Source organism: Rhodococcus sp. IEGM 1305, from assembly GCF_030058635.1.
Taxonomy (GTDB): Bacteria; Actinomycetota; Actinomycetes; order Mycobacteriales; family Mycobacteriaceae; genus Rhodococcus_F; species Rhodococcus_F opacus_D.
The window spans coordinates 61,294-86,766 of the sequence record NZ_JASHKX010000024.1; the positions used below are offsets into that span (position 1 = coordinate 61,294).

21 protein-coding genes and 1 pseudogene are annotated in these 25,473 nt (G+C 68.6%); 12 read left to right on the forward strand and 10 right to left on the reverse strand.

Annotated elements, in window-relative coordinates:
• Positions 1 to 9: 9 nt before the first annotated feature.
• The 6 genes from QM693_RS26340 to clpS all read right to left on the reverse strand — a co-directional run bounded on the left by QM693_RS26340 (position 10) and on the right by clpS (position 3,880).
• Positions 10 to 972, reverse strand: coding sequence for a PLP-dependent cysteine synthase family protein (locus tag QM693_RS26340; RefSeq protein ID WP_005262003.1), 963 nt, complete (start codon positions 970 to 972; stop codon positions 10 to 12).
• 8 nt (positions 973 to 980) lie between these two features.
• Positions 981 to 1,253, reverse strand: a complete 273-nt coding sequence (locus QM693_RS26345; protein WP_009474135.1) for a MoaD family protein — start codon at positions 1,251 to 1,253, stop codon at positions 981 to 983.
• Positions 1,254 to 1,315: 62 nt separating this feature from the next.
• Positions 1,316 to 1,735, reverse strand: coding sequence for a M67 family metallopeptidase (locus QM693_RS26350; protein WP_283353815.1), 420 nt, complete (start codon positions 1,733 to 1,735; stop codon positions 1,316 to 1,318).
• Positions 1,736 to 1,850: 115 nt separating this feature from the next.
• The gene (locus QM693_RS26355) at positions 1,851 to 2,921 is read right to left on the reverse strand and encodes a P1 family peptidase (RefSeq protein WP_283353796.1); all 1,071 of its coding nucleotides are present in this window, start codon (positions 2,919 to 2,921) and stop codon (positions 1,851 to 1,853) included.
• On the reverse strand, positions 2,918 to 3,505 hold the full coding sequence (gene aosR / locus QM693_RS26360; protein ID WP_283333542.1) for an oxidative stress transcriptional regulator AosR: 588 nt from the start codon (positions 3,503 to 3,505) through the stop codon (positions 2,918 to 2,920). The genes QM693_RS26355 and aosR overlap by 4 nt, the downstream gene beginning before the upstream one ends.
• 36 nt (positions 3,506 to 3,541) lie before the next feature.
• Complete coding sequence (gene clpS, locus QM693_RS26365; protein WP_039950843.1) at positions 3,542 to 3,880, reverse strand: ATP-dependent Clp protease adapter ClpS; 339 nt, start codon at positions 3,878 to 3,880, stop codon at positions 3,542 to 3,544.
• Here clpS and QM693_RS26370 point away from each other — a divergent pair.
• Genes QM693_RS26370 through QM693_RS26390 form a run of 5 tightly spaced genes read left to right on the forward strand, consistent with a single transcriptional unit; the run spans position 3,879 to position 10,510 of the window.
• Positions 3,879 to 5,258, forward strand: coding sequence for a nicotinate phosphoribosyltransferase (locus QM693_RS26370; RefSeq protein WP_283353797.1), 1,380 nt, complete (start codon positions 3,879 to 3,881; stop codon positions 5,256 to 5,258). The genes clpS and QM693_RS26370 overlap by 2 nt on opposite strands.
• Positions 5,255 to 5,887 (forward strand): isochorismatase family protein, encoded by a 633-nt coding sequence (locus QM693_RS26375; protein WP_283353798.1) that lies wholly within the window; start codon positions 5,255 to 5,257, stop codon positions 5,885 to 5,887. The genes QM693_RS26370 and QM693_RS26375 overlap by 4 nt, the downstream gene beginning before the upstream one ends.
• 9 nt (positions 5,888 to 5,896) lie before the next feature.
• Positions 5,897 to 7,945, forward strand: coding sequence for an ATP-dependent DNA helicase (locus tag QM693_RS26380; protein WP_283353799.1), 2,049 nt, complete (start codon positions 5,897 to 5,899; stop codon positions 7,943 to 7,945).
• 55 nt (positions 7,946 to 8,000) lie between these two features.
• Positions 8,001 to 8,921 (forward strand): ABC transporter ATP-binding protein, encoded by a 921-nt coding sequence (locus QM693_RS26385; protein WP_280784726.1) that lies wholly within the window; start codon positions 8,001 to 8,003, stop codon positions 8,919 to 8,921.
• Positions 8,918 to 10,510 (forward strand): ABC transporter permease, encoded by a 1,593-nt coding sequence (locus QM693_RS26390; protein WP_283353800.1) that lies wholly within the window; start codon positions 8,918 to 8,920, stop codon positions 10,508 to 10,510. The genes QM693_RS26385 and QM693_RS26390 overlap by 4 nt, the downstream gene beginning before the upstream one ends.
• A gap of 17 nt (positions 10,511 to 10,527) precedes the next feature.
• Here QM693_RS26390 and glgP read toward each other — a convergent pair whose 3' ends face one another.
• Positions 10,528 to 13,125, reverse strand: a complete 2,598-nt coding sequence (gene glgP / locus QM693_RS26395) for an alpha-glucan family phosphorylase (protein WP_280784728.1) — start codon at positions 13,123 to 13,125, stop codon at positions 10,528 to 10,530.
• Positions 13,126 to 13,285: 160 nt separating this feature from the next.
• Here glgP and QM693_RS26400 point away from each other — a divergent pair, with 160 nt between their 5' ends.
• Genes QM693_RS26400 through QM693_RS26410 form a run of 3 tightly spaced genes read left to right on the forward strand, consistent with a single transcriptional unit; the run spans position 13,286 to position 18,970 of the window.
• Complete coding sequence (locus QM693_RS26400) at positions 13,286 to 15,304, forward strand: alpha-1,4-glucan--maltose-1-phosphate maltosyltransferase (protein WP_283353801.1); 2,019 nt, start codon at positions 13,286 to 13,288, stop codon at positions 15,302 to 15,304.
• Positions 15,304 to 17,502 (forward strand): 1,4-alpha-glucan branching protein GlgB, encoded by a 2,199-nt coding sequence (gene glgB, locus QM693_RS26405; RefSeq protein ID WP_283333536.1) that lies wholly within the window; start codon positions 15,304 to 15,306, stop codon positions 17,500 to 17,502. Before QM693_RS26400 ends, glgB begins: the two co-directional genes overlap by 1 nt.
• A 46-nt stretch (positions 17,503 to 17,548) precedes the next feature.
• A complete protein-coding gene (locus QM693_RS26410) occupies positions 17,549 to 18,970 on the forward strand; it encodes a neutral zinc metallopeptidase (RefSeq protein ID WP_283353802.1) in 1,422 nt (473 codons plus the stop codon).
• A gap of 34 nt (positions 18,971 to 19,004) precedes the next feature.
• On the opposite strand, the pseudogene QM693_RS37680 reads toward QM693_RS26410, so the two are convergent.
• A pseudogene (locus QM693_RS37680) lies at positions 19,005 to 19,792 on the reverse strand (IclR family transcriptional regulator).
• A 51-nt stretch (positions 19,793 to 19,843) separates the two neighbouring features.
• On the opposite strand from QM693_RS37680, the gene QM693_RS26425 reads away from it, so the two are divergent.
• Genes QM693_RS26425 through QM693_RS26440 form a run of 4 tightly spaced genes read left to right on the forward strand, consistent with a single transcriptional unit; the run spans position 19,844 to position 23,995 of the window.
• Positions 19,844 to 20,854, forward strand: coding sequence for a 2-dehydro-3-deoxygalactonokinase (locus tag QM693_RS26425; protein WP_283353803.1), 1,011 nt, complete (start codon positions 19,844 to 19,846; stop codon positions 20,852 to 20,854).
• On the forward strand, positions 20,851 to 21,474 hold the full coding sequence (locus QM693_RS26430; protein WP_283353804.1) for a 2-dehydro-3-deoxy-6-phosphogalactonate aldolase: 624 nt from the start codon (positions 20,851 to 20,853) through the stop codon (positions 21,472 to 21,474). Before QM693_RS26425 ends, QM693_RS26430 begins: the two co-directional genes overlap by 4 nt.
• A gap of 53 nt (positions 21,475 to 21,527) precedes the next feature.
• Complete coding sequence (dgoD, locus tag QM693_RS26435; protein WP_283353805.1) at positions 21,528 to 22,676, forward strand: galactonate dehydratase; 1,149 nt, start codon at positions 21,528 to 21,530, stop codon at positions 22,674 to 22,676.
• A 5-nt stretch (positions 22,677 to 22,681) separates the two neighbouring features.
• Entirely contained in the window at positions 22,682 to 23,995 is a 1,314-nt protein-coding gene (locus QM693_RS26440; RefSeq protein ID WP_105417168.1) for an MFS transporter, read from the forward strand.
• Between the two features lie 55 nt (positions 23,996 to 24,050).
• Here QM693_RS26440 and QM693_RS26445 read toward each other — a convergent pair whose 3' ends face one another.
• Together QM693_RS26445 and QM693_RS26450 are read right to left on the reverse strand one after the other, a co-directional pair.
• The gene (locus QM693_RS26445) at positions 24,051 to 24,968 is read right to left on the reverse strand and encodes a tetratricopeptide repeat protein (protein WP_283353806.1); all 918 of its coding nucleotides are present in this window, start codon (positions 24,966 to 24,968) and stop codon (positions 24,051 to 24,053) included.
• 118 nt (positions 24,969 to 25,086) lie between these two features.
• Positions 25,087 to 25,458: a DUF3817 domain-containing protein gene (locus QM693_RS26450; RefSeq protein WP_280784738.1), complete on the reverse strand. Its 372-nt coding sequence runs from the start codon at positions 25,456 to 25,458 to the stop codon at positions 25,087 to 25,089.
• Between the last annotated feature and the right edge of the window lie 15 nt (positions 25,459 to 25,473).

Sequence of the window (25,473 nt, forward strand, 5' to 3'; positions counted from 1 at the left end):
CCCCTGCCGTCATGCCCACAACTGCCCTTCCAGTGCTTCTTCTGCTTCCTCGACCGTACCGCCGTATGCGCCGGTCGACAGATATTTCCATCCGCCGTCGGCGACGATGAACGCGATGTTCGCCGCGCGTTCGGCCTTGACGGCCTTGCGCGCCACCCCCAGCGCGGCGTGGAGGATCGCGCCGGTCGAGATGCCCGCGAAGATGCCTTCGTTGTCGATCAGTTGCCGGGTGCGGCGGACGGCGTCGGCGGGGCCGACGGAGAACCGCGAGGTGAGGACGGATTCGTCGTACAACTCGGGGACGAAGCCCTCGTCGATGTTGCGGAGGCCGTAGACGAGTTCGCCGTACCGGGGCTCGGCGGCCACGATCTCGATGCCGTCGACGTGTTCGCGGAGGTAGCGCCCCACACCCATCAGGGTGCCGGTGGTGCCGAGGCCCGCGACGAAGTGGGTGATCTCGGGAAGGTCGCGCAGGATCTCGGGGCCGGTGGTCTCGTAGTGCGCCAGCGCATTCGCGGGATTGCCGTACTGGTACAGCATCACCCAGTCGGGATGCTCCGCGGACAGCTCCTTGGCCACGGCCACAGCCTGATTCGAGCCACCGCGCGCGGGCGAGTCGATGATCTGCGCACCGAACATCGTCAGCAGTTGCCTGCGTTCCACGGACGTGTTCTCGGGCATCACGCAGATCAGGTGATAGCCCTTGAGTTTCGCGGCCATCGCGAGCGAGATCCCGGTGTTCCCGCTGGTCGGTTCGAGGATCGTGGCGCCGGGTGTCAGGGTGCCGTCGTTCTCGGCCTGCTCGATCATGCGGAGGGCGGGCCGGTCCTTCACCGAACCGGTGGGGTTGCGGTCCTCGAGCTTGGCCCACAGGCGGACCGGCGCAGCACCGTTCCAGCTGGGAGACAGGCGGGGCAGCCCGACGAGGGGTGTGTCGCCGAGGGTGTCGATCAGCGAATCGAACCGCGCCACGGCCGCGATCAGCCTCCGGCGACGGCGGGCAGGATCGTCACGGAGTCCCCGTCGGCCACCTCGGTGTCGAGTCCGCCGGAGAATCGGACGTCCTCGTCGTTGACGTACACGTTGACGAAGCGATGCAGGCGGCCGTCGTTGATCAGGCGGTCCTTGATGCCGCCGTAGTTGCCGTCGAGGTCGTCGATGACGGCGGAGAGTGTGGGACCTGTTGCCTCCACCCGCTTTTCACCGCCGGTGTGGGTACGCAGGATGGTGGGGATCGAAACTGTGACAGCCATGGTCGGCTCCTCGAGATGTGGGTGTCTTACCTGCCGCGGGCCCGTCGCGAGGGACGGCACCGTCACTTGTCGGGGACGTCTGCCACCGACGTGTGGGCAAACTTGTAGCTCTGGACCACGTCGACGGGTTCCTCGGTGACGACACCGTCGACGATGCGGTAGCTGCGCAGTTCGTGGACTTCGGGGTCGCGGGTGGAGATCAGCACGTAGTGGGCGTCCGGTTCGGATGCGAAGGAGATGTCGGTCCGGCTCGGGTACGCCTCGGTGGCGGTGTGCGAGTGGTAGATCACGACCGGCACCTCGTCGGCGTCGTCCATCGCCCGCCACACCTTCAGTTGCTCACCCGAGTCGAAACGGTAGAACGTGGGCGAACGCTCGGCGTTGATCATCGGGATGTGCCGTTCGGGGCGGTCGGAGCCGTCCGGCCCGGCGATGACCCCGCACGCCTCGTCCGGGTGGTCGGCGCGCGCGTGCGCGACCATCGCCTCGACGAAGTCCGATCGAATCACCAGCACGTCATCCACCTCCGTGAGCGCCATCCTAGGTGCGCACCGGCGAGTCGGCCACCGACCGGCCGGTACCTCAGGAACGCGTACCTCAGGAACGCAGTGCTGAAGGGAACAGTTCGCGGTAGGTGGGAATTCCCGCGACGGGGGTGGCGCTGAGGACGGCGTCGACGATGGCCTTCTCCACCACTTCGGCGGCCGCGGTGCAGACGGCGTCGACGACGGGCAGATCGGGCGGGAACGCGTCGGGCACTCCCGCCGGATGGTGGACCGGGTGGATGCCGGTGGAGAGCGCGAAGATCGTGTCGCCGTCGAGCGGCGAATGCGCCGGCCGGATCGCGCGGGCCAGCCCGTCGTGACCGGCGACGGCGACGCGGCGTAGCGCCGCCTTGCCCAGGACGGCGTCGGTCGCGACGACCCCGATGGTCGTGTTGAGGACGGTGCTCTTGGCGATCAGTTCGCGCGCCGCCGACACCTCGGCGGCGACGGGGGGTCTGAGCCCGAAAGCGGCTGCACCCACGGTGGCGACACCCCACGGCAGTCCGGTCGCGGGATCGAACACGGTTCCGACGGGATTGGCCACCATCAGCGCGGACACCGTGATGCCCTTCGCCGGACCGTCCGTGACGACGACGCTCGCCGTTCCGACACCGCCTTTGAGCGCGCCCGCACGCGCCCCGACCCCGGCGCCCACCGAACCGGAGAGCACGGTGTGCGACGCAGAATCTGCTGCCCGGTAACCGAATTCGGCGGTGGGACGCCTGCGCCAGTCACCGACCGGCAGATCGAAGATCACGGCAGCGGGAACGATCGGGACCACCTGATCGGGCTCCCCCATGGCGATTCCGTGACCGTGCTCCTCGAGCCACCGCATGACGCCGTCGGCGGTGGCGAGTCCGTACGCGCTGCCGCCGGTCAGGACGATCGCGTGCACCTTCCGGACGCTGTGACTGGGGTCGAGGAGGTCGGTTTCCCGGGTGCCCGGTCCCCCGCCACGGACGTCGACCGCACCGGTCGCGCCGTGCGGCGCGAGGACCACGGTGCATCCGGTGGCGGCGCCGCGTCCGAGCGCGGCGTCCGCGTCGAGTTCGTGGTGGTGCCCGACGCTCAGGCCCACCACATCGACGAGCGAATCGGTGCGGCCCGGCGTCGTGGCCGTCACGGTGCGAGCGCCTGAACGAGCGAATCCTGCATCCAGGTCAGCCAGTGGTAGATGTCGAGGTGCGGTGCGCGGGGATCGGCGGGATCGAGTTCGTCGGGCGTGTCGGCGTCGATGCCCAGGTTGGTGCCCAGTGCCAGCCGCACGTCGTTGAGACCGCTGAGCCAGGCGTCGGCCTGTTCCCGCGTGAGCAGCACCTTGCCGCCGTTCTCGGGCACCGTGTGGAGAATGACCGAGCCCGCCGCCAGTTTGGCGTCGATGATCTCCGGTTCGTGGAGTCCGCGCAGCGCACCGTTGATGTCGGCCTTCGATTCGGCGCGGATCTCGTCGTCGTCCGGCGCGTCCATGTCGGGACGGTGGAAGTCGGGCAGCAGCCGCGCGAGGACCTCCTCGTCGGGTGCCGCCGTGTTGCCGGTCCGCATCCCGGTGAGCGCCGCGAGTTCGTCCTCCGGGGCGGACGCGGCCCGCTCCTCGAGGAGACCGAGGACGGAGGCGACCAGCGATCGCAGCACCGTGGCCTCGTGCGCGTCCATCTCCGAACGCAGCTTCACACCGCCGAGCGAGTTCTTCCTGCTCCACATCCGCACGTCGTGTACCGAGTTCCTTACTGTCCGAACGGAAAGTTAGCTGCCGTCGCGCTGCATCGTGGCCCACAGGCCGGCCGCGTGCAGCTTGCGTACATCGTTTTCGACCTTGTCCCGGGAGCCGCTCGACACCACGGCCTTCCCCTCGGAATGGACCTGCATCATCAATTCCGTGGCCTTGGCTTTGCTGTACCCGAAGAGCTTCTGGAAAATGTAGGTGACGTAGTGCATCAAATTCACCGGATCGTCCCACACGACGGTGACCCAGGGACGATCATTGGCTTCATCGATCTCGGCGACCTCCGACTCTGCAGGGGTGACCTGCGGCGATGCCGGCATGGCATCCACGAATGGAGCTGTCGTCGAGCAATGAGCCATGACACCAGGGTACGACGCTCCTCTACTGGGCGACACCGCGGCTTACAGTGGCCGGGTGTCCAGAGACAGCACCGCCTTGTTCACCGACCAGTACGAGTTGACGATGCTGTCGGCGGCCCTCGCCGACGGTTCCGCCCACCGGCGCTGCAGTTTCGAGGTGTTCGCCCGCCGGCTCCCCGACGGCCGCCGGTACGGAGTCGTCGGCGGCACCGCCCGTCTGGTTGCCGCGCTGTCGAACTTCCGCTTCGGCGAGCAGGAACTCGCGATCGTGTCCCGCTTCCTCGACGAGGCGACGGTCGCGTGGCTGCGTGACTATCGCTTCAGCGGGGACATCGACGGCTACCGCGAGGGCGACTTCTACTTTCCCGGTTCCCCGATCCTCTCCGTCCGTGGAACGTTCGCCGAATGCGTCCTGCTCGAGACTCTGAGCCTGTCGATCCTCAACCACGACAGCGCGATCGCGTCCGCCGCCGCCCGCATGGTCAGCGCCGCCGACGGACGCCCCATGATCGAGATGGGTTCGCGGCGCACCCACGAGGAATCCGCGGTGGCGGCCTCCCGCGCCGCCTATCTGGCGGGTTTCACGGCCACGTCGAATCTGGAGGCGGTCCGCAGGCACGGAGTGCCCGGTGCAGGTACCAGCGCGCACGCGTTCACCCTGTTGCACACCACCCCGGACGGGCCGGACGAGGCGGCGGCGTTCCGCGCGCAGGTCGCGGCACTCGGAGTCGGGACCACGCTTCTCGTCGACACGTACGACATCACCGAGGGCGTCAGGACCGCCGTCGAGGTGGCGGGCCCCGGACTCGGGGGTGTCCGGATCGACTCCGGCGATCTGGGTGTGCTGGCCCGGCAGGTCCGCAGGCAACTCGACGACCTCGGTGCGACCGGGACGAAGATCGTCGTCTCCGGCGACCTCGACGAATACGCCATCGCCGCGTTGCGCGCCGAACCGGTCGACGTCTACGGCGTCGGCACGTCCGTCGTCGTCGGCTCCGGCGCGCCGACCGCCGGAATGGTCTACAAACTCGTCGAGGTGGACGGCATCCCCGTCGAGAAGAGAAGCAGCAACAAGGCGTCGCGGGGCGGCACCAAGCGGGCGTTGCGATTCGCCCGGGACACCGGAACCCTGGTCGAGGAGGTCGTGTACTCGGCCCACTCGGACGCACCCGGCTCGGCTGGCCTCGAGGCGCGGGAACTGCTGGTCCCGCTGGTGCGGGGCGGTGAGACCGTCTGCGACACGACTACCCTGGAGGACAGCAGATCCCTCTTGGCGGCGGGCCTCGTCAGCCTGCCCTGGGAGGGCCTGAAGCTCTCCCACGGCGAGCCCGCGATCCCGGTGCGCTTCGCCGAACCCGAACCCAGGAGGGCACCATGACCGACATCGAGAACACCGACCTCCGGCGGGCGCTGCTCGTGGTCGACGTCCAGAACGACTTCTGCGAGGGCGGCTCCCTCGCCGTCGACGGCGGTTCCGCGGTCGCGGCCGCGATCAGCCGCTTCCTGGCGTCGAACGAGTACGACGCCGTCGCGGCCACGATCGACCACCACATCGACCCGGGCCACCATTTCTCCGACGAACCGGACTACGTCGACACGTGGCCGGTGCACTGCAAATCGGGAACGTCCGGCGCGGACTTCCACCCCGACCTCGACCTGAGCGGCATCGAATCGGTGTTCTCCAAGGGCGAGTTCTCGGCGGCCTACTCGGGCTTCGAAGGCAGGAACTCCGACGGCCAGAGCCTGGAGAAATGGCTGCGTGCGGCCGGAGTCACCGAGGTCGACGTGGTGGGGATCGCCACCGATCACTGCGTGGTCGCGACGGCGCTCGACGCCGTGGCCGCCGGGTTCCCGACGCGCGTCCACCTCCCCCTCACCGCCGGTGTCGCCCCCGCGACCGTCGAGGCCGCGATCACCGCGATGCGGGCCGCCGGGGTGCACCTCGTGGGCCGCGACTCGGACACCCCCTCGGACCGCGTGACGATTTCTGACGTAGGTCCCGAGTAACCTGCTCGGGTGCCTGAAAACCTCCCCAACGTCCCCGAGCTGTTGCGCACGGCGGTGCGGTCGCTGGGCGGTGCCGAGCGGTCCAACCAGCTGACCATGGCTTCCGCCGTCGCGCATTCGATCGATACCGGGGAGCATCTGGCCGTCCAGGCCGGGACGGGCACCGGCAAGTCCCTCGCCTATCTGGTGCCGAGCGTCCGGCACGCGGTGCAGAGCGGGAAGACTGTCGTCGTCTCGACGGCCACCATCGCACTGCAGCGTCAGCTGATCGACCGCGACATGCCGCGGCTCGCGGACGCGCTCGAGGGTTCACTCGGACGGCGACCGCACTTCGCGATCCTCAAGGGCCGCAACAACTATCTGTGCATGAACAAAATCCACACCGGATCCGCCGAAGAGCCTCCCACGGACGAGTTGTTCGACCCGTTCGCGGTGTCGCGGCTCGGACGCGAGGTCCAGCGCCTCACCGAGTGGTCCTCGGACACCGAGACCGGCGACCGCGACGACCTGGCCCCCGGAGTCAGCGACAAGGCGTGGCGCCAGGTCAGCGTCACCGCCCGGGAATGCCTCGGCAAGTCCCGGTGCCCGGTCGGCGAGGACTGCTTCGCCGAGCGCGCCCGCGCGGAGGCCTCTCAGGTCGACGTCGTGGTCACCAACCACGCCCTGCTCGCCATCGACGCCATCACCGGAATCGCGATCCTCCCCGAACACGACGTCGTGGTCATCGACGAGGCGCACGAACTGGTCGACCGGGTCACCAACGTCGCCACCGCGGAGCTGGCGGCGTCGACGATCAGTGCCGCGGCGCGGCGCTGCGCGAAGCTCGTCGAGGAGCAGGACGCGGACCGTCTCGAGGCCGCGGGTGAGGGCTGGGCGGCACTGCTCGAGGAATTGCGGCCGGAACGGTGGGAGGCACTGCCGCCCGGCGCCGCCCCCGCACTCGCCGCTGTCCGCGACGCCGCGTGGTCGCTGCGCACGGCCATCGGCCCGTCCCGTCCCGGCATGGCGTTGAGCGATCCCGAGGCCGCCGCCGCGCGCAACACCGCACTCGCGTCGGTCGAGGAAGTCCACGACAGCGCCGTCCGCGTTCTCAGCGCCTTCGACGAGCCGGATCCGGCCAAGCGTCACGACGTGGTGTGGCTGGCCGCCGACGACAATCGCGGTTCGATCCGCCGGGTGGTGCGGATGGCGCCGCTGTCGGTCGGCGGGCTGCTGCGTTCCCGGCTGTTCGCCGAATCGACCGTGGTCCTGACGTCGGCGACGCTGACTGTGGGCGGGTCGTTCGACGGTCTCGCGGTCAACTGGGGACTTCCTGCCGAATCGTCAGTCGTGATCGATCCGGCGACGGCCACCGGCTCCGAGGCGCCGTCCGATTCGGGCACGCTCAAATGGAACGCCCTCGACGTCGGGTCGCCGTTCGACCACGCCCGCGCCGGCATCATCTACATCGCGAAGCAGCTTCCGCCGCCGGGCCGGGACGGCCTCTCCCCCGCGTATCTCGACGAGATCGCCGAACTCGTCGAGGCGGCGGGCGGGCGCACGCTGGGATTGTTCTCGTCGATGCGGGCCGCCAAGGCCGCGTCCGAGGCCATGCGCGACCGGCTCGACACCCCGATCCTGTGCCAGGGCGACGACTCGACGGGCGCCCTCGTCCGGGCGTTCGCCGGCGACGAGCCGACATCGCTGTTCGGCACGCTGTCGCTGTGGCAGGGTGTCGACGTGCCGGGCCCGTCCCTCAGCCTCGTAATTCTCGACCGCATCCCCTTCCCCCGCCCCGACGACCCGTTGCTGGTCGCCCGGCAGAAGGCCGTCGAGTCGCGCGGCGGAAACGGGTTCCTCTCCGTCGCAGCCAATCACGCGGCGCTGCTGCTCGCACAGGGTGTGGGACGTCTGCTGCGCAGCGTCGACGACAAGGGTGTGGTGGCCGTCCTCGATCCGCGGCTCGCCACGGCCCGCTACGCCGGGTACCTTCGCGCCTCGCTGCCTCCGTTCTGGGAGACGTCCGATCCGGAAGTCGTGCGTAAGGCACTGGGGCGGATCCGCGATTCGCGCCCCTGAACCGCGGCCGCGCACTGAGTCGGACAGCGACGGGGTGCGCACCTATGCTCGACCGATGGACCTTGCGATCTCAGTCCGCGGACTCACCAAGAAGTTCGGCGAAGTCCTCGCCCTCGACGGCCTCGATCTGGAGGTGAAGTCGGGCGAGGTGCACGGATTCCTCGGACCCAACGGCTCGGGCAAGTCCACGACCATCCGGGTGCTCCTCGGCCTCCTGCGCGCCGACGGCGGTTCGGCGTCCGTTCTCGGTTCCGATCCGTGGCAGGATTCCGTTCCTGTGCATCGGCGACTGGCCTACGTTCCGGGGGATGTGAACCTGTGGCCCAATCTGTCCGGTGGCGAGGCGATCGACCTTCTCGGGCGGCTGCGCGGCGGACTCGATCCGGTCCGTCGAGCGTCGCTGATCGAGCGGTTCGAACTCGACCCCACCCGCAAGGGCCGCACCTATTCGAAAGGCAACCGGCAGAAGGTCGCTCTCGTGGCTGCGCTCGCCGCCGACACCGAACTCCTCATCCTCGACGAGCCGACGTCGGGCCTGGACCCGTTGATGGAAGCGGTGTTTCAGGAGTGCATCACCGAATTCGCCCGCGAAGGACGCACGGTGCTGTTGTCCAGCCACATCCTCGCCGAGGTCGACGCGCTGTGCCACGCCGTCACCATCATTCGCGCGGGTAAGACCGTGCAGGCGGGAACGCTGTCCGAACTGCGCCATTTCACCCGCACCACGGTGACGGCGACCACCCGGATCAAGCCCACCCCCATCGCGAATGTCCCCGGCGTGCACAACCTGCAGAAGGGTGAGGACGCGAACACGGTGACGTTCGACGTCGATTCCGATCAGATCGATCCGGTCATGACCACGCTGACGGGGCTGGGCATCATCTCGATCACCGCCAACCCGCCGACGCTCGAGGACCTGTTCCTTCGCGAGTACCGCGACGAGGTCGAGGCACTCGGGATCGGACGGCCGCAGTGAGTCGACTGAGCGGAACGGGTGTGCTCGCCGAACTGGCGGTGCGCACCGACCGGGTCCGGATTCCGGTGTGGACGGTCGCGGTGGCGGGCCTCACCGTCCTGATCGCGTCGAGTTACTCGACCATCTACCCGACCGCCGAATCACGGCAGGCCCGTGCCGAACTCATCTCGTCGCCGGCAGCCACGGCACTCGCCGGGCCTGGGTACGGGCTGGACGACTACACGCTCGGTGCGATGGTGGCCAACGAGATCGCCGGCATGACGATGGTGGCCGTCGCGATCATGTCGGTGCTGCTGGTGACGCGGCATCTGCGGACGGAGGAGGAGACCGGACGCACGGAACTGGTACGCGCCGGCGTCGTCGGGCGGTATGCGGGAATCACGGCGGGACTGATCTCCGCGGCGCTCGCAAACCTGTTCGTCGCGCTTCTGCTCGTCATCGGGTTGCTCGGTGTGGGTCTGCCTCCGGCGGGTTCGCTGAACATGTCCGCGGGTGTGCTGGTGGTGGGTCTGGTGTTCACCTCGTTGTCGGCGCTGGCGTCCCAGTTCACCGAACACGCCCGCACGGCAAGCGGTGTCGGGATCACCGCGATCATCGTCGGGTATCTGCTGCGTGCAGTGGGCGACGTGCAGCAGGGACACAGCGGGAGCCTGCTGACGTGGGTGTCGCCGATCGGCTGGTCGCAGGCCACCCGCGCCTATGTCGACGAACGCTGGTGGCCGTTGCTGATCGGAATCGTCGCAGCGGCGCTGACCGTCGGGTGCGCATATGCCGCCATCGGTCGCCGGGACGTCGGGGCGGGGCTCCTTCCGCCGCGGGGCGGGCGCGCCGAGGCGTCCCCCCGCCTGACCGGTATCACCGCGCTGGCGGCGCGTCAGCAGCGCGGTCAGATCCTCGCCTGGGGTGTCGGTGTGTTCGCGCTGTCGCTGCCTATCGGTTCACTCGGCAAGCAGATCAGCGATTTCATCGACCAGGATCCCGATCTCGCGCAGCTGCTGCCGGGTGGCGCCGCGGCGGCGGCCGACGGTGCATTCGCCCTGTATCTGGTGTTCCTGGTGGTGATGGCGGCGATGTACGCCGTCGGCGCCGTCGTATCCATCCGTTCCGAGGAATCGTCCGGTCGCGCCGAGGAGGCACTGGCCACCCCCGTGTCGCGGGCGTCGTGGCTCGGTGGACAGCTGGCCGTGATCGCCGCTGCGGCGGTCGCGATCGCGGTGGCGGCGGGGGTCGGCATGGGGATCACCGCGGCGTTCACGCTGTCCGATGCCGGGGCGCTCGGCCGGTTGATCGGCGCGGCCCTGAACTCCGTGCCTGCCGTGCTCGTGATCGTCGGTGCGTGCGCGGCCGTCTACGGCCTGAGTCCGCGCGCGTTGCCGGCGTTGTGGGTATTTCTGGGCTACGTGCTCGTCGCCGGAATGTTCGGGGAAGTGCTCCCCGACTGGTTCGGGGTGCTCTCCCCCTTCCACTACACGCCGGCCCTGCCTGCCGAGAGTTTCTCGGCTACTCCCCTCGCGGTTCTGCTGCTACTCGCGGCGGCCCTGTTCCTCGCGGCGGTCACCGGATTCCAGCGCCGGGACGTCGGCCGGTGAAGGCTCGGTAGCGCCGGTCAGGGGTTCGGCGCCGTCACCAGGCCCAGCTCGGACGGGGCGACGAGCAACCGGTGGTGCGGAAGGACCCGCACCGTGTATCCGACCGACCCGGACAGCGGCAGGGCCAGGTCGGCGACGAACAGCTCCCCCGACTCCTCCGATGCGAAGTGGGTCATCGGGACCGTGACGATGTCGGTGAGTTCCTCGTCCGGTCCGGCCTTTCCGATCACGGCCTGCACGGTGACGTCCGAGACGGACAGTTCGCCGAGGCGGATGCGGGCGCGCAGCACCAGGTTGGCGCCGATCTCGGGAGTGTCGGGTAGTCCGGCGCCGTCGACCTGCAGGACCGCCACCGCCGGCCAGGCGGCCTCGACGCGACGACGGAACGCGGCGAGTTCGCGGGCCCCGGCGTAGTTCTCTTCCGCCACCGTCCGGGCCGCTTCGGCGGCGGGCGCGTAGTACTGGACGGCGTAGTCGCGCACCATCCGCGACGCGAGCACCTTGGGTCCGAGATTCTGCAGTGTGTGACGAACCATCTCCACCCAGCGCACCGGCAGGCCGTCCGCACGGTCGTAGAACCTCGGCAGAACGGCGCGTTCGAGCAGTTCGTACAGTGCGCTGGCCTCGAGATCGTCGCGCCGCGTCTCATCGACGACGCCGTCCGCGGTCGGGATGGCCCAGCCGTTCTCGCCGTCGAACATCTCGTCCCACCAGCCGTCGCGGATCGACAGGTTCAGTCCGCCGTTGAGGGCGGACTTCATCCCCGACGTGCCGCACGCCTCGAGCGGGCGCAGCGGGTTGTTGAGCCACACGTCGCAACCCCAGTAGAGGTACCGCGCCATCGACATGTCGTAGTCGGGCAGGAAGGTGATGCGGTGCCGGACGTCGGCGGCGTCGGCGAACCGCACGACCTGCTGGATGAGGGCCTTCCCGCCGTCGTCCGCGGGGTGGCTCTTCCCGGCGACCACCAGCTGCACGGGCCGCTTCTCGTCGAGGAGCAGGGCCCGGAGCCGCTCGGGGTCGCGGAGCATCAGCGTCAGTCGCTTGTAGGTGGGCACTCGCCGGGCGAAGCCGACGGTGAGCACGTTCGGGTCGAACACCTCGTCCGTCCAGCCGAGTTCGGCGGACGTCGCACCGCGTTCGATCCAGGATGCGCGTACCCGGCGGCGCACCTCCTCGACCAGTTTCCCGCGCAACGCGTTGCGGGTCGACCACAGTTCCTCGGCGGACAGGTCCTGCAGCCGCTCCCAGCCGCGGGCCTCCTCCACCAGTTCGGGGCCCAGGATGCGGGTTGCGAGATCGATCCATTCGGGTGCGGCCCAGGTGGGCGCGTGGACACCGTTGGTCACCGACCCGATCGGTACCTCTTCGGCGTCGAATCCCTGCCACAGCGGCTGGAACATCTCGCGGCTGACGATGCCGTGCAGCTTGGACACGCCGTTGGCCCGTTGCCCGAGACGCAGGCCCATGTGGGCCATGTTGAACACCGACGGATCCGATTCGCGGCCGAGTCCGAGGATCCGGTCGATCGTCAGCCCCGGTAGCAGCGAGGATTCGTTCGCACCGTTGTCGCCGCCGAAGTAGTGCCGCACGAGGTCGGCCGGGAACCGGTCGATTCCCGCGGGCACCGGGGTGTGGGTGGTGAAGACCGTGCCGGCCCGGACCGTGGCGAGCGCTTCGTCGAAGTCGAGCCCGCCGGTGGTGACCAGTTCACGGATCCGCTCGATGCCGAGGAAACCCGCATGCCCCTCGTTCATGTGGAAGACGGCGGGGTCGGGCAGGCCGTAGGCGTGGGTGTAGGCGCGCACGGCCCGGACACCGCCGATGCCGGCGAGGATCTCCTGTTTGATGCGGTGGTCCTGGTCGCCGCCGTACAGACGGTCGGTGACGCCCCGCATCTCGGCGTCGTTCTCCGCGATGTCGGAGTCGAGCAGCAGCAGCGGGACGCGTCCCACCTGGGCGATCCACACGCGGGCGCGCAAAACCCGGCCCCCGGGGATCGCGACGTGGACGAGGACGGGCGCCCCACCCGACGACTGCGGCCCGGACTCGGTGAGCAGACGCAGCGGCAGGCCCTGCGGGTCGTGCGGCGGGTAGTGCTCGGCCTGCCAGCCGTCCGCGGTCAGCGACTGCCGGAAGTAACCCGAGCGGTACAACAGGCCGACACCGATCAGCGGCAGGCCCAGATCGGACGCCGCCTTCAGGTGGTCACCTGCGAGAATTCCGAGTCCACCGGAGTAGTTGGGCAGCACCTCGCTGACCCCGAACTCCATTGAGAAATACGCGATCCCACCGTCGAGCGACACTCCCTTGGCCTGCTGGTTCTGATACCAGCGGGGCCGGGACAGGTAGTCGTCGAGGTCGGCGGCCGCGGCGTCGAGCCGGGCCAGGAACGCGACGTCCTCGGCCAGTTCGTCGAGGCGGGCGGGATCGACCTCACCGAGCATGCGGACCGGGTCGAACTGCACCTGCCGCCAGAGTTCCGCGTCCAGCAATCCGAACAGTTCCTGCGTCGCCGGATGCCACGACCAGCGAAGATTGGTGGACAGCGGACCGAGGGCAGCGAGCCGCTCCGGAAGGTGGGCTCGGACAGTGAACCGACGCAAGGCTTTCACCTCGCGAACGATAACGCACTACGGGCGTCGTTGCTCCGTGTCGGGGCGGGTAGACGTCAGAACTCCAATACGGACAGGAACCGGTCGACTCCATTACGGTTGAACGGGCGGCCCAGCCCACGAGCCGCCGGCAACTTCCGGCTATGGAACGGAGCCCAGCGTGACAGGTCGACTCGGTATCGACGACGTGGAACCGAACATCGGGTGCGGTCGGTATCCCGCCAAGGCCGTTGTGGGTGAGGTGTTTCCCGTCCGGGCAACCGTGTGGCGTGAAGGTCACGACGCCGTGGCCGCCACGCTCGCGGTGCGGGGACCGCGCAGTGCCGCGTCGGGCGGCTCGGCGACCTTCCGCATTCCGATGACCGGCGGTCCGGTGCCCGACACCGTCGACGGTTCCTTCACCCCGACCGGCGAGGGCGTCTGGACGTTCCGGATCGAGGCCTGGAGCGATCCAGTCACCACGTGGAAGCACGCGGTCGAGGCCAAGCTGGCGGTGGGACAGGGGCCGGCCGAACTGGCCAACGACCTCGAGATCGGTGCGCAGTTGTTCGAGCGTGCCGCGAAGGGCGTCCCCCGCGCGGACCGCTCGCGGCTGGCCGGGGTCGCGGCGTCGCTGCGTTCCGACCGTCACCTCTCCGAACGTGTGGCCCCGGCGTTCGGGTCGGACGTCACCGAACTGCTGCGCGCACATCCGCTGCGCGATCTCGTCACGAAGAGCGAACCGCACACCGTGCTCGTCGATCGCACGCGTGCCCTGTTCGGGTCGTGGTACGAGTTCTTCCCGCGGTCCACCGGCGGCTGGGACGAGAACGGCAAGCCCCGGCACGGCACGTTCGCCACGTCCGTGACCGCACTTCCGCGCATCGCGTCGATGGGATTCGACGTGGTGTACCTCCCACCGATCCATCCGGTCGGCAAGATCAACCGGAAGGGCCCCAACAACACGCTGACCCCCGGCCCCGACGACGTCGGTTCGCCGTGGGCGATCGGCTCGGACGAGGGCGGCCACGACGCGATTCATCCGCAGCTCGGGACGATGCGCGATTTCAAGGCGTTCATCGCTGCCGCCCGGAAGCTGCACATGGAGGTGGCGATCGACCTGGCCCTGCAGGCCGCGCCGGACCATCCGTGGGCGAAGAAGCACCCCGAATGGTTCACAGTGCTCCCCGACGGCACCATCGCCTACGCCGAGAACCCGCCGAAGAAATACCAGGACATCTACCCGGTCAACTTCGACGACGACCGCGACGGCATCTACGCGGAGGTCCTGCGGGTCGTCCGGCACTGGGTTGCGGCGGGCGTCAAGATCTTCCGGGTCGACAACCCGCACACCAAGCCGCCGGACTTCTGGGAGTGGCTGATCGCCGAGGTCAAGAAGTCGGATCCGGACGTCCTGTTCCTGTCCGAGGCGTTCACCCGTCCCGCACGGTTGTACGGTCTCGCCCGCCGCGGCTTCACCCAGTCCTACACGTATTTCACGTGGCGGACGGCCAAGTGGGAGCTGACGGAGTTCGGCAAGGAGATCGCCGCCAAGGCCGACGAGGCGCGCCCGAACCTCTTCGTCAACACCCCGGACATCCTGCACGAGAGCCTGCAGACCGGCGGCCCGGGAATGTTCGCCCTGCGCGCCGCCCTGGCGGCCACACTGTCCCCCTCGTGGGGGGTGTACTCGGGATACGAACTGTACGAACACGTTCCGGTGCGACCGGGCAGTGAGGAATACCTCGACTCGGAGAAGTATCAGCTGCGTCCCCGCGACTTCGAGGGCGCCGCCGCGCGCGGCGAGTCCCTCGAACCGTGGATCACGGCGCTCAACCGGATCCGCAGGCAGCATCCGGCGCTGCAGCAGTTGCGCAACATCCATTTCCACCACGTCGACAACGACGCCCTGATCGCCTATTCCAAGTTCGACGCCACCACCGGGGATGCCGTGCTGACGGTGATCAACCTCAACCCCTACGGCGCCGAGCAGGGCAACGTGTGGCTGGACATGCCCGCGCTGGGCCGCGACTGGCACGACCACCTGACCGTGCTCGACGAGGTCACCGGGGAGCAGTATCACTGGGGGCAGACCAACTTCGTGCGCCTGGAACCCTGGCGCTCGGTGGCCCATATCCTGGCATTACCGTCGATCCCCTATCCGGCCAGAACGAAGCTGGCCTACCGCGGAGGTACATAGTGACCGTCGAACCGCCTGTCGCCATCGCACCGGACGCCGCCGACCTCGACCTGCTGTCCCGGGGCGAGCACCACAACCCGCACTCGATCCTGGGCGCACACCCGCACCCCGACGGCACGGTGATCCGCGCACTGCGCCCCCACGCCGAGGCCGTCGACGCCGTCATCGGGGGGACGAGCTTCTCGCTGGAGCACCTCGCGCACGGTGTGTGGGGGGCACTCGTCCCGTACCGGGATCTGATGGACTACCGGCTGTCCACGACGTGGCCGGGTGGCCACAACGACGTCTCCGCCGACGGGTACCGATTCCTGCCCACGCTGGGGGAACTCGACCTGCACCTGTTCGGTGAGGGCAGGCACGAGCGGCTGTGGGAGATCCTCGGCGCGCACCGCCGCCGCTACGACACCCCCGACGGCACCGTCACCGGCACCTCGTTCGCCGTGTGGGCTCCCAATGCCCGCGGAGTGAGTGTGATCGGCGATTTCGACGGGTGGAGTGGGCGGAACTACCCGATGCGGGTACTCGGCTCCACCGGGGTGTGGGAGTTGTTCGTTCCCGGTATCGAGGTCGGCGACCTGTACAAGTTCCGGGTCCACGGGCCTGACGGCAGTGTGCGCGACAAGGCCGACCCCATGGCCTTCGCGACCGAGGTCCCGCCCGCCACCGCGTCCCGGGTGTCGGTGAGCACGTACGAATGGAACGACGCCGAATGGCTGGCGCAGCGCGCGGCCACCGAGCCGGCGCAGTCCCCGATGAGCGTGTACGAGGTCCACCTCGCTTCGTGGCGGCCCGGGCTGAACTACCGCGAGATGGCCGAACAACTCGCTACCCACCTCACCGAGACGGGATTCACCCACGTCGAACTGCTGCCGGTCGCCGAGCACCCGTTCGGCGGTTCGTGGGGGTACCAGGTCACGTCGTACTACGCGCCCACCTCACGATTCGGCTCCCCCGACGACTTCCGGTGGTTCGTCGACCATCTGCACGCCGCCGGCATCGGGGTCATCGTCGACTGGGTTCCCGCGCACTTCCCCAAGGACGAGTGGGCGCTGGCACGTTTCGACGGCACACCGCTCTACGAGCACAGCGACCCCCAGCGCGGCGAGCAACTCGACTGGGGAACATATGTGTTCGATTTCGGGCGCCGCGAGGTGCGCAACTTCCTCGTCGCGAACGCGCTGTACTGGCTCGACGAGTTCCACGTGGACGGTCTGCGCGTCGACGCGGTCGCGTCGATGCTGTACCTCGACTATTCGCGGCCGGAGGGCGGTTGGACGCCGAACATCCACGGCGGCAGGGAGAACCTCGAGGCCGTCGCCTTCCTGCAGGAGACCAACGCCACGGTCCACAAGCAGCACCGCGGGGTCGTCACCATCGCCGAGGAGTCGACGGCGTGGCCGGGTGTCACCCGCGCGACCAACGTCGGTGGTCTCGGTTTCAACATGAAATGGAACATGGGGTGGATGCACGACACCCTCGGTTTCATGGCGCACGATCCCGTCCACCGCAGCTATCACCATCACGAGATCACGTTCTCCCTGATGTACGCGTGGAGCGAGAACTATCTGCTGCCCATCAGTCACGACGAGGTGGTGCACGGCAAGGGCACGCTGTGGACGCGGATGCCCGGCGACGACTACGCGAAGGCCGCCGGTGTTCGTGCCCTGCTGGCGTACATGTGGTCGCACCCCGGCAAGCAACTGCTGTTCATGGGTCAGGAATTCGGACAGACCGCGGAATGGTCCGAGGAGCGCGGACTCGACTGGTACCAGCTGGACGACCCGTACACCGGTGGCTTCCACCGCGGTCTGCTCCGGCTCGTCCACGACCTCAACGCCACCTACCGCGAACACCCGGCGTTGTGGACTCTCGACACCTCGCCGGGCGGGTTCTCCTGGATCGACGCCAACGACACCGCGAACAACGTCCTGAGCTTCCTGCGCTACGGCACCGACGGGTCGATCCTGGCCTGCCTGTTCAATTTCTCGGGTTCCCCGCACGCGAATTATCGTGTGGGCTTGCCAGAACGGGGCGAATGGCGTGAAATTCTCAACACCGACGCCGAGATCTACGCGGGATCGGGTTGGGGAAATCTCGGTGCGGTGACGGCAACTTCGCAGCCGTGGCACGGCCGTCCCGCCTCTGCCGAGGTGGCACTGCCCGCGAACGGCGCGATCTGGATGAGTCTGGAGCGTTGATGAAGGCACGGCCTTGCTGACCCGACGTCGGCAGTGGGCTGCGAGCGTGGGCGTTCTGGCCGTGACTGCGGTCGTCCTGTCCGGGTGCACGCGTTCGGTGGACGGTGAGGCCGCGTCCATTTACGACGATCCGTTCAAGGTGGCGGGACTCGATGCCACGTCGGGTCCGAGCGGTGCCCGCAAGGGCGTGCCCGACGCCGACCTCCCCGTCACCGGCACCGACGGCGGTGACATCGACACGATGGCCGCCAACGCGGTCAGCGACATCGAGGACTACTGGCGCACCGAGTTCCCCGCGCTGTTCCAGCGCAACTTCGAGCCGGTCGAGGAACTGATCTCCTGGGATCCGCGCGACTCCGACGGCCCGCGCTTCTGCGGGGACCGCACCGAGGAACTCCTCAACGCCGGCTACTGCAGCACCGACCACACGATCGGCTGGGACCGGGCGCTGCTGCTGCCCGAGGTGGTGGAGAAGTTCGGTGTCGTCGCGGCCGTCTTCGTTCTGGCGCACGAGTACGGGCACGCCGTGCAGACGAAGGCGGGAATCGCGGACGAGAACGTGGGCGGTGGCATCGTGCGGGAACAGCAGGCCGACTGCTTCGCGGGGGCGTTCATGCGGTACATCGCGGAAGACAAGGCGACCCACTTCACGCTGAACACGTCGGACGGGCTGAACAAGGTACTGGCGTCCGCGGTCGCCATCGGGGACACCGACCCGAACGATCCCGACAACGTGCACGGCTCGGCGTTCGAACGTGTCACCGCCACCCAGATCGGTTTCACGGACGGTCCGGCGCCGTGCACGCGCATCGACGAGAAGGAGATCGTCTCGCGTCGCGCAGATCTGCCTCAGCGGTTCGACGACGAGAGCGACGACGGCGAACTCCCCGTCACCGAGGAGTCGCTCGAGGCGTTCTTCACGTCCTTCCAGCAGATCTTCGATCTCAGCGATCCCCCCACGCTGCAACTCGACGGCGCCGACCTCGACTGCCCCGACGCCGACGCGACCGAACCGGTGTCGTACTGCCCGGCCACCAACACGATCGGGGTCAGTGTCGACGCCCTCGCCGAACGCGGCACACCGGGCCGCCCGGGCAGGCGGGAACTGTTCCAGACCAAACTCACCGGCGACTACAACGCGTACGTCCTGCTCGCGTCGCGGTACACCCTGGCGTTGCAACGGGACCGGGGTAACGATCTGCACTCACCCCAGACCGCGCTGCGAGCCGCCTGCCTGTCCGGTGTCGTCACCAGCGCGTTGAGCCCGGACAGTCCCGCTTCCCTGGAGGCAGGCAGCGTGTGGTTGTCCCCGGGCGACCTCGACGAGGCCGTGTCGGGGCTGCTCACCGACGGACTCGCGGCCAGTGACGTCAACGGGGAGACCGTGCCGAGCGGATTCTCCCGGGTGGACGCGTTCCGCACCGGAGTGCTCGGCGGTGAGCAGGCCTGCGAGGGCCGGTACCGCTGACCGTCCCACCACGTGACGTCCCCCGACCGCTGCGTCAGATTTCCCGGTAGCCGAGCGCCGCGGAGATCCGCCCGGCGGCCCGGCACACGACCGGAACGAGTCCGCGCATGCGCTCGTCGGGCATGTACGGGCTCGTGGCCGACACGCTGATCGCACCGACGATCGCGCACGACGCGTCCCGCACCGGCGCCGCCACGCAGCGGATTCCGGGTTCGTTGTCCTCGAGGTCCATCGCCGCGCCCCGCCGCGCGTAGTCCTGCATGCGCGCGAGGAAGTCCGCCGATCCGCGGGAGCCCGGCGGCCGCTGTCCCTGCGCGGCGTCGCTCTCGTACAGCGCATCCCAGCGCTCGGCGGAATCCAGCAGCAGAGCCTTTCCGACCCCGGCGCGCGGGTCAGCGGCATGCGGTGCCCGATGCGGGAGCGCATCTCGGCACCCCGCGACCCCGGCAACTTGTCGAGGTACAGCACCGAACCGCCGTCCTCGACCGCCAGGTGCACGGTGTCGTGGACGTGCGCCGACAGCTCCTCGAGGATCGGGCGCGCGACGACGGGCAGCGGGTTGCCGTGCAACGCCTTGAACCCCAGTTCGATCAACGTCGGGCCGAGGGTGTAGCCGCGGCTTCCGCTCCGGAGGTAGCCCTCGTGGACCAGCAACTGCACGAGACGGTGCGCGGTGCTGCGCCCCAGCCCGGTGCTCTCGACGACCGCGCGGAGATCCTGCGCGCCGTCGGAGACGGCACGGACCACCGCCAGCCCTCGGGCGAGCGTCTGCGTGCCGGGTGGAATGTCGTACGGAGGAATCGCCACACCCCACTGTCCCACATATAGGGACCATGTTCGTCATTATGGGATTCGCGTCCGATAGTGGTTCGCGTGATCCAGAACACCCCCGCCCCCTCGGCACCGCGGCTGATCGCCCTCGACTGGGGCACGTCGTCACAGCGCGCCTGGCTCCTCGGCGACGGCGGCCGCATTCTGGACGTTCGCCGGCCGGACTTCGGCTTGCTCGGCACCACCGGAGACGACCCCGCATCGCGCACCCGTGACTACGAAGCCGCCTTCGACGAGGCCTGCGGCGACTGGATCGCGGCCACCCCCAATCTCCCGGCGATCGCGTGCGGCATGGTCGGCAGCGCCCAGGGTTGGCGCGAAGCCGGCTATCTGACCACACCGACCGATCTCGCGATCGGCGCCGACGACCTGACCACGGTCGCCCATCCACGCGGAGTTCTGCACGTCGTACCCGGCCTGCGCGTCGCCCCCGCGGCCGACGGCACTGTGGCCGGCGACGTCATGCGGGGCGAGGAGACGCAGATCATCGGGGCACTGGGCATGCTCCCCCCGACCGACCGCCCACTGACGATCGTGCTCCCCGGAACACACACCAAGTGGGCACGAGTCGAGAACCGCAAGATCGTCTCGTTCGCCACGTCGATGTCGGGCGAGTTGTACGGCCTGGTGATCCGGCACGGCATCCTCGGCCGCACCGCCACCACCGCCGTGCGCGACGATGCCGCGTTCGAGCGGGGCCTCGCCACCGGAACGTCGACGCCGTCACGCGGACTGCCCGCCGAACTGTTCGGCGCACGCGCGCTCGTGCTCGACGGACTCCTCGATCCGGGCTCGCTTCCCGACTACGTCTCCGGCGTGATCATCGCCGACGAAATCCGGCATCTCCTGCCCCAGTACACCGCCGAGAATCGAATGCTGTTGTGCGGAAACGCCGATCTCTGCCGACGCTACGCAGCCGGACTGCGTGTTCACGGCGTGGCCGCCGACATCGTCGCCGAGGAAGCCGCGGCACAGGGGCTGTGGCGGGTGGCGCTCGATGCGGGGCTGGTCGACCCGGCGCCATCCACGAATCCCGAGAAGGAGTCACTATGAGCACCACAGTCACTACAACCACCGGTTTGATCGCCATTCTGCGCGGCATCACCCCGGAGGAGATCGTCGCCGTCGGCTCGGCCCTCGTCGACGCCGGGTTCACGGCGATCGAGGTCCCGCTGAACTCGCCGCGACCGTTCGACTCGATCGAGCGGTTGGCGGCGGCCGTCGGCGACGTCTGCGTCATCGGGGCCGGGACCGTGCTGAGCGTCGACGACGTGATCCGGTCCGAAGCGGCCGGCTCCCGGATCATCGTCTCCCCCAACACCGACGTCGAGGTCATCGGCGCCGCCGTTGCCCGAAACCTGCGCCCCTATCCGGGAGCCGCCACTCCGACCGAGGCGTTTCGCGCCGTCGGTGCGGGAGCGCGCAGCATCAAACTGTTCCCCTCCGACTCGGTCGGGACAGCCGGGATGCAGGCCTGGCGGGCGGTCCTGCCGACGGAGGTCGAATTGCTCCCCGTCGGCGGCGTCGACCGCACCAACCTCGCCGAGTGGGCCGCCGCGGGAGCGGGCGGCGCGGGACTCGGAACCTGCCTGTACCGGCCCGGGGACGGCGCCGACACCGTCCGCGACCGCGCCCTCACCCTGATGAACATCTGGTCGGCCGAAGCCGCCTGAACCGACACCCACGACCACCGGGGCCACCACCACAGCCCCGCACAGGAGGACTCATGAAGATCACGTCACTCACCACGTACGCCGTACTCCCCAGGTGGCTGTTCCTGCGGATCGAGACGGACGACGGCGTGGTCGGCTGGGGCGAACCGGTGCTCGAAGGCCGGGCCGCGTCCGTCGCCGCCGCAGTGGAGGAACTGTCCGACTACCTGATCGGGCAGGATCCGACGCAGATCGAGGACCTGTGGACGGTCATGTACCGCGCGGGTTTCTACCGCGGCGGCGGCATCCACATGAGCGCGCTTGCTGGCATCGACCAGGCCCTGTGGGACATCAAGGGCAAGGCCCTCGGCGTGCCGGCGTACGAGCTTCTCGGCGGCCGCGTCCGCGACCGGATCAAGGTCTATTCCTGGATCGGCGGCGACCGCCCGTCGGACACCGCGAAGGCGGCACGCGAGGTGGTCGACCGGGGGTTCACCGCCGTGAAGATGAACGGCACGGAGGAACTGCAGTACCTGGACTCCTGGGACAAGGTGGACCGGTGCCTCGCCAACGTCGCCGCGGTACGGGACGCAGTGGGCCCGAACATCGGCATCGGCGTCGATTTCCACGGCCGGGTGCACAAGCCGATGGCCAAGGTGCTGCTGAAGGAACTCGAACCGTTCCGGCTGATGTTCGTCGAGGAACCGGTCCTCTCCGAGCACGTCGACGGTTTCGTCGACGTGCTGCGACAGTCGCCGATCCCGATCGCGCTGGGTGAGAGGTTGTTCTCCCGTTGGGATTTCAAAACCGTCCTCGCGTCCGGGGCCGTGGACATCATCCAGCCGGATCCGTCACACTGCGGCGGAATCACCGAGGCCCGGAAGATCGCGCACATGGCCGAGGCGTACGACGTGGCACTCGCGCTGCACTGCCCCCTCGGGCCGATCGCCCTGGCGACGTGCCTGCAGATCGACGCGGGCTGCTACAACGCGACGATCCAGGAACAGAGCCTCGGCATCCACTACAACACGTCGAACGATCTCCTCGACTATCTCGTCGACCCGTCCGTGTTCACCTACGCGGACGGTCAGGTCCGGATCCCCACCGGTCCGGGACTGGGCATCGAGGTGAACGAGGAGTACGTCATCGAGCGGGCCGCCGAAGGACATCGCTGGCGAAACCCGGTCTGGCGCCACAGCGACGGATCCTTCGCGGAGTGGTGAGGGCAATGGTGCAGACCCAGAAGATCGGCAAGTCCACTACGGTGGCCGCGCAGGCGTCGAAGGCGCGCGTTCTCATCGCGGTGATGCTGTTCGTGACCGTCGTCATCAACTACATGGACCGGGCGAACCTGTCTATCGCGATGCCCGCGATCGCGGACGAAATGGACCTCACCAAGGCGCAGCAGGGACTTCTCCTGTCGGCGTTCGGCTGGACCTATGCGGCGCTGCAGATTCCCGGTGGATGGCTGGTCGACCGGATTCCCCCGAGACTGCTCTACCCCGGCTGCCTCATCCTGTGGTCGGTCGCGACCGCGTTCATGGGGGTCATCGGTGGCTTCGTGGCGCTCATCGCGTTGCGCCTGCTGGTCGGTGTGTTCGAGGCGCCCGCGTATCCGATCAACAATCGGGTCGCGACGGCCTGGTACCCCGAGCGGGAACGTGCGACGGTGATCGGCTTTTACACGTCCGGGCAGTTCATCGGACTGGCCCTGCTCACGCCGTTCCTGTCCTGGCTGCAGTCCGTGCTGTCGTGGCACTGGGTATTCATCGTGACCGGAACGATCGGGGCGGTCTGGGGTGCCGTGTGGTACGCGTTCTACCGCGAGCCACGCGATTCGCGGGCGAACGACGCCGAGATCGACCTGATCCGCGACGGCGGCGGACTCGTCGACCTCCTGGACGAGCAGCAGCCCGAACGTCCGGCCGTGACCCGGAACGATGTCGCCACCGTCCTCGGCCGGCGCAAGCTGTGGGGAATCTACCTGGGGCAGTTCTGCCTCACGTCGACGCTGTGGTTCTTCCTCACCTGGTTCCCCACGTACCTCGTCGAGTACCGGGACATGGATTACATCAAGTCCGGATTCCTCGCCTCGCTGCCGTTCGTCGCGGCACTCGTGGGTGTGCTGTTCTCCGGAGTCTTCTCCGACTTCCTGCTACGCAAGGGGGTGTCTCTCGGAGTCGCCCGCAAGGGCCCGATCATTGTGGGACTGTTGCTGACCGTTGCGATGATCGGCGCCAACTTCACCGACTCGACGGCGATGGTGATCGTGTTCCTGTCCATCGCGTTCTTCGGCAACGGGCTCGCGTCGATCACGTGGTCGCTGGTGTCGGCACTCGCGCCGGAACGACTGCTCGGGCTCACCGGTGGAATGTTCAACTTCATCGGCAACCTGTCGTCGATCGCGACACCCATCGTGATCGGGTTGCTCGTCACCGACGACAGCTTCGCGCCGGGATTCGTCTACATGACCGTGGTGACCGCGGTCGGGATCGCGTCGTACGTCTTCCTGGTCGGACGGGTGGAGCGCGTTCGAAGCTGACCATCAGACGAGAAAACCGGGGTGAGTGCCGTCGGCACTCACCCCGGTTTTCTCGTCAGTACAGTGCGGCGGCGAGTTTCCGGCGCGCGGTCATGACGACCGGTTCGGCCGGGTCGAACAGTTCGAACAGTTCCAGCAGACGTGTCCGTACCCGCGTCTTGTCGTCGCCGGCGCTGCGGGCGACGACTCCGATGAGCCGGGCGAACGCCGCGTCCGGGGCCTGGGAATAGACCTCGACGTCCGCGGCCTGCAGCTGGGCGTCGATGTCGTTCGGGGCGGCGTCCGCCGCGGCGACGGCGCCGGGATCGACGGACTGCACGCGGGCGAGGAAACGCACCTGGCGGATCGCGCCTTGCGCCTCGGTGTTGGCCGGTTCCTCGTCGAGGATCTTCTGGAACTCGGCTTCGGCTGCCGACAGGTCGCCTTCGTCGAGCGCGGCCTCGGCGGCCACGAAGCGCGGGTCCTCCGGCTCGGGCTCGTCGGCGTTCCCGTCCGCGGCCGGCGGTCCGGACAGCTTTCCGGCGGTTGCCTGCTGGACGGCGGCGAGCCACTGGCGCAGTTGAGGTTCGGGCTGAGCGCCCTGGAAGTCGGCGAGCGGCTGTCCGCCGGCGATGGCGACGACGGTCGGGACGGACTGGACGCCGAAGGCCTGCGCGATGCGCGGGTTGGCATCGACGTCGACCTTGGCGAGCACCCAGGTGCCGCCTGCCTCGTGTGCCAGCTTTTCGAGCAGGGGTGAGAGTTGTTTGCACGGCTCGCACCAGGTGGCCCACAGGTCGACGACCACCGGGACCTGCTGGGACCGGACGAGCACCTCCGCCTCGAACGTCGCCTCGGTGACGTCGATGACGGGGGCGAGTCCGGTACTCCCGGATGCGGCCGGAGCGGCGCCGTCCCCGGAGGGTGCGGGCGCCGGCGGGGGCGGAGCGGCCGCACGCTCCTTGAGGGCGGAGAGATCGACTGCTCCGCTCATGGCTGCGGCCACTGCTGAGGAACGCGCTGACGGACGAGAACCTGGTCGAGTCACGTCCACCAGTTTGTCACGATTTGAGCGCGCACCGGAATGCGGGCCGTGCCTACCGCGGAGTGGATCAGACGAACGACGGTTCACTCTTCACTGCGCTCGACCGGGACAGTTCGCCCATCCGGCCGGTGCGGGCCGCCCAGACCTCGAATACGACGGTGCCGAACGGCGGGACGCTGGCGACGAGCGCCCAGAAGGTGGTGACCAGATTCCAGCTCAGCTTGCGGGCGGTCCACAGCGAGATGAGCAGGTACAGGACGAAGACGCCGCCGTGGATGGGGCCGAAGATCTTCACGCCGATCTCGTTGCCGTCGGCAGGCAGGTACTTGAAGGCCATGCCGATGAGGAGGCCGAGCCAGGTGAAGGCCTCCAGAATTGCGACAAATCGGAAGCGCTTGGCCGTGGTGCTGAGATCGAAGACGTTCGCCATGCCGACCATTGTGCCCGACCATCT